Source organism: Ideonella sp. A 288, from assembly GCF_002198735.1.
Classification (GTDB): Bacteria; Pseudomonadota; Gammaproteobacteria; order Burkholderiales; family Burkholderiaceae_C; genus Pseudaquabacterium.
In genome coordinates this window covers 1-4,016 of the sequence record NZ_MWLO01000007.1, presented here as the reverse complement: position 1 = coordinate 4,016, position 4,016 = coordinate 1, and the positions used below count along the sequence as shown (strand labels likewise).

Annotated in this window: 3 protein-coding genes; all 3 read right to left on the bottom strand. The window is 68.8% G+C overall.

Translation table 11 applies throughout. The features are described from left to right. Positions 1 to 28 precede the first annotated feature (28 nt). The 3 genes from EOINJALH_RS00295 to EOINJALH_RS00285 are packed head-to-tail and all read right to left on the bottom strand — an operon-like array spanning position 29 to position 3,996. On the bottom strand, positions 29 to 1,801 hold the full coding sequence (locus EOINJALH_RS00295; protein ID WP_088278317.1) for an ABC transporter permease subunit: 1,773 nt from the start codon (positions 1,799 to 1,801) through the stop codon (positions 29 to 31). 3 nt (positions 1,802 to 1,804) lie between these two features. After that, positions 1,805 to 2,887 carry an ABC transporter ATP-binding protein gene (locus EOINJALH_RS00290; RefSeq protein WP_088278316.1) on the bottom strand — a complete coding sequence of 361 codons (1,083 nt, stop codon included), beginning with the start codon at positions 2,885 to 2,887 and terminating at the stop codon, positions 1,805 to 1,807. Positions 2,888 to 2,910: 23 nt separating this feature from the next. Further along, positions 2,911 to 3,996: an ABC transporter substrate-binding protein gene (locus EOINJALH_RS00285; protein WP_088278315.1), complete on the bottom strand. Its 1,086-nt coding sequence runs from the start codon at positions 3,994 to 3,996 to the stop codon at positions 2,911 to 2,913. Positions 3,997 to 4,016 lie beyond the last annotated feature (20 nt).

Sequence of the window (4,016 nt, the reverse complement as noted above, 5' to 3'; positions counted from 1 at the left end):
GGTCATGGGTGGGGCGTCGGCGGGCGCATCAACGGGACAGGCTGCGCCGGCGCAGCAGGTCGGCCACCCAGATCAGCGCGGCGATGAAGGCGAACAGGCAGGTCGACACCGCGGCGATCACGGGCGAGATCTGCAGCGTCACCTCGTCCCAGAACTGCTTGGGCAGGGTCGAGCTCAGACCGCCGGTGGTGAACAGCGCGATGGTCAGCTCGTCGAACGAGGTGGCGAAGGCGAACAGGAACGACGACATCAGCCCTGCTGCAAGGATCGGGAAGGTGACGAAGCGCAGCGTCTGCCAGGGGCTGGCGCCCAGGCTCTGCGCGGCCAGGTCGAGCCGCGTGTCGTAGTGGCGCAGCACGGCCATCATGGTCATGACCACGTAGGGCACCGCGATCACCGTGTGGCCCAGCACCAGCCCCAGCGAGGTGCCGACCAGGCCCACGCGTGAAAACATGTAGAACAGGCCCACCGCGATGATCATCCGCGGGATCATGATCGGCGACAGCACGAAGGCCAGCATCAGCGACTTGCCGCGCATCTGCGTGCGCGCCAGCATGAAGGCCGCGGGCGTGCCGATCAGCATGGCCAGCACGGCCGTGGCCAGGCCCACGCCCAGCGAGCGCAACGCCGCCTGCGTCCACAGCGGCGAGGCGACCAGTTCCTCGTAGAAGCGCAGCGAGAAGCCGCTGGGCGGCCAGTTCAGGCCCGACTTGCCGGCGAACGACAGCGGCACCATCAGCAGGGCCGGCACGCTGAGGAAGAACAGCACCAGCAGCACGATGCCGCGCAGCGGCCACGACGAGCCGGGCTGTGCCGGGCGGCGTGTGCGGGGCATCAGCGCCAGCAGTGCGTCGGTGGCGGTGCCCAGGCCGCCCAGGAGGGCGTCGCCGGCCCGGTGCATCGGGCCGTCCCGGCGCCCGGTGGCCTGGCCGCGATCGGACGAGGCGCCCGTCATCGTCGACAGCCCGAGCAGCTTGTCGTAGGCCGCGAACACCACCAGCACCACCAGCAGCAGCAGCACCGAGATGGCGCCGGCGAAGCCCCAGTTCATGGTCTGCTGCACCTGCTCGATGATCAGCTGGGTGATCATGATCTCGCGCCGGCCGCCCAGCAGCGCGGGCACGATGAAGAAGCCGATGGCGGTGACGAAGACCATGATGGCGCCGGCGGCCACGCCGGGCATCGACAGCGGAAAGTACACCCGCCAGAAGGCGGTGCCAGGCCGCGCGCCCAGCGTCGCCGCGGCGCGCGGCAGGTTGCGGTCGATGTTCTCCATCACCGACAGCATGGTCAGCACGGCCAGTGGCGTCAGCGCGTGCACCATGCCGATCAGCACCGCGCCCAGGCTGTACAGCAGGTTGGACGGCGTGTCCTGCAGGCCGGTGGCGGTCAGCAGCTGGTTGACCACGCCGTTGCGGCCCAGCATCACGATCCAGGCGAAGGCCCGCACCAGGAAGCTGGTCCAGAACGACAGCAGCACCCAGAACACCCACGCGGTCTTGCGCTCGCGCGGCAGCGACGAGATCAGGTAGGCCACCGGGTAGCCGGCGATCACCGCGAACACGGTGGTCCACAGCGAGATCTTCAGCGTGATCAGCATCACGTTGGCGTACACCGACGAGGCGAACAGCTGCCGATAGTGCGACAGCGTGAAGGCGCCGTCGCTGTACACGCTGAGCAGCAGCAACTGCCCCACCGGGTAGACCAGCAGCACCAGGAACAGCAGCACCAGCGGGGCGCCCAGCAGCGCCGCGCGCAGCCGGGGACTGGGGGTGGTGCCGGTGGTCGCGGTGCGGCGCATCGGCTACTCGGGCACCGCCACGGCGTCGGCCGGCTGCCAGTACAGCGACACCTCCTGGCCCGCCTCGTGGCGGTCGGCCGGCCAGGCCGTGGGAAACGACAGCACGATGGGCTGGGCCGCCGGGCCGGTGGAGGACAGGTACAGCTTGGTCAGGCTGCCGGTGATCATGCTGTCGAGCACCGTGGCGCGCAGGCCGCCGGCGGCGCCGGGCTGCAGCGACAGGTTCTGTGGCCGCACCATCACGCGCACCCTGTGGCCGGGCGCGAAGGCCTGGCCATGCCCCTGGGCGCCGACGCGCGTGGGGCCGTGCGCCAGGTCCACCTGCACCGTGTCGCCGTCGACCGCGGCCACCACGCCCGGGAACAGGTTCGACTCGCCCAGGAAGTCGGCGACGAACAGGCTGCGCGGGCGGAAGTACAGGTCGGACGGCGTGCCCAGCTGTGCGATGCGGCCGCCGTCCATCAGGCAAATGCGGTCGGACATGGTCATCGCCTCTTCCTGGTCGTGCGTCACGTAGACCACGGTGGTGCCCAGCTCGCGGTGGATGCGCTTGATCTCCAGCTGCATCTGGTCGCGCAGTTTCTTGTCCAGCGCGCCCAGCGGCTCGTCCATCAGGATGATCGACGGGCGGTACACCAGGCAACGCGCCAGCGCGATGCGCTGCTGCTGCCCGCCCGACAGCTCGCGCGGAAAGCGCTTGGCCACCTGCGGCAGCCGCACCATCTGCAGCGCCTCGGCCGCACGGGCGCGTGCGCTGGCGGTGTCCACCTTGCGCATCTTCAGCGGGAAGGCGATGTTCTCCTCGATCGTCATGTGCGGGAACAGCGCGTAGTTCTGGAACACCATGCCGATGTCGCGCTCGTAGGGCGGCACATGGGTGGCGTCCGCGCCGTTGATCAGCAGCCGGCCCTCGTCGGGCAGGGCCAGGCCGGCGATCAGGTTGAGCAGGGTCGTCTTGCCCGAGCCCGAGGGCCCCAGCAGCGTGAGGAACTCGCCCTCGGCCACCTCCAGGTCGGTGGGTGCCAGCGCCACGAACTCGCCGTAGCGCTTGCACAGGCCGGAGATCGTCAGCTTGGGAGATGCCATCGCGGGTGCGGCCTGCAGGACGCTTACTTCAGAACCCAGCCGTTGAAGCGTTCGGTCACCGCGGCCTGGTTCTCGAGCCAGTACTTCGCGTTGATCTGCACGCCGTTGCGGATGTTGTCGGGGTGCGTCGGGCAGTTCTTCGCGATCTCGGGTTTGATGTACTTGAAGGCCTCGGGCTGGGTGACGCCGGCGGGGTAGTAGTCGGTCTGCTGGGCCATGCGCTTGATGTCGGAGGCGAACTTGATGAACTCGCGGCAGGCCTCAACGTTGGGCCCGCCGGCCAGGATGGACCAGTTGTCCACGCCCCAGAGGTTCTGGTTCCAGACGATGGCCACGGGGGCGCCGTCGATCATCGCGTTCTGCGGCCGCGAGACCCAGGTGGCCACCATGTCCACCTCGCCGGAGGTGAGCATCTGCGTCACCTGGGCGCCGGAGTTCCACCACACGTCGATGCTGGGCTTGATCTTGTCGAGGTGGGCCAACGACCGGTCGACGTCCAGCGGGTACAGCGACGAGGTGGGCACGCCCGAGGCCATCAGCGATTCCTCGATGGTGTCGAAGGGGTGCTTGCGCAGCGAGCGCCGGCCGGCAAAGTCCTTCACGTTCCAGAAGTCGGCCCAGGAGTTGGGCGGCTTGCGGCCCTTGAAGGCGTCGGTGCGGTAGGCCAGCACCGTGCTGTACACATTGGTGGCCACGCCGTAGGGCGACATGAAGGCCGCCGGGATGGTCTTGACGTTGGGGTCGTTCTCGAGGCCGTGCTTCTCCAGGTAGACCTTGCCGCCCTGCGTGAGCAGCAGGATCGCGGGCTGGCTGATCTTGGCCATGTCCCAGGTGTAGTTCTTGGTGTCGACCATGCCCTTGATCTGCGCGATCGGCTCGGCGTTGGCCTGCACGCCGATGACCTCGATGCCGGTCTTCTCTGTGAAGGGCTTGTAGAAGCAGGCGCCATAGGCCTTGGTGTACACGCCGCCGTCGTCGCGCACCACGATCCGCTTCGACTGCGCGCGGGCGAACTGCAGCACGGCGGGCGCGCCCATGGCCGCCGCGCCAACGGCGGCCGCCTTCAGCACGCCGCGGCGCGAGGGATTCACAACGGTGAGGTCTTTCATGGCGACTCCTGGGTGGGGGA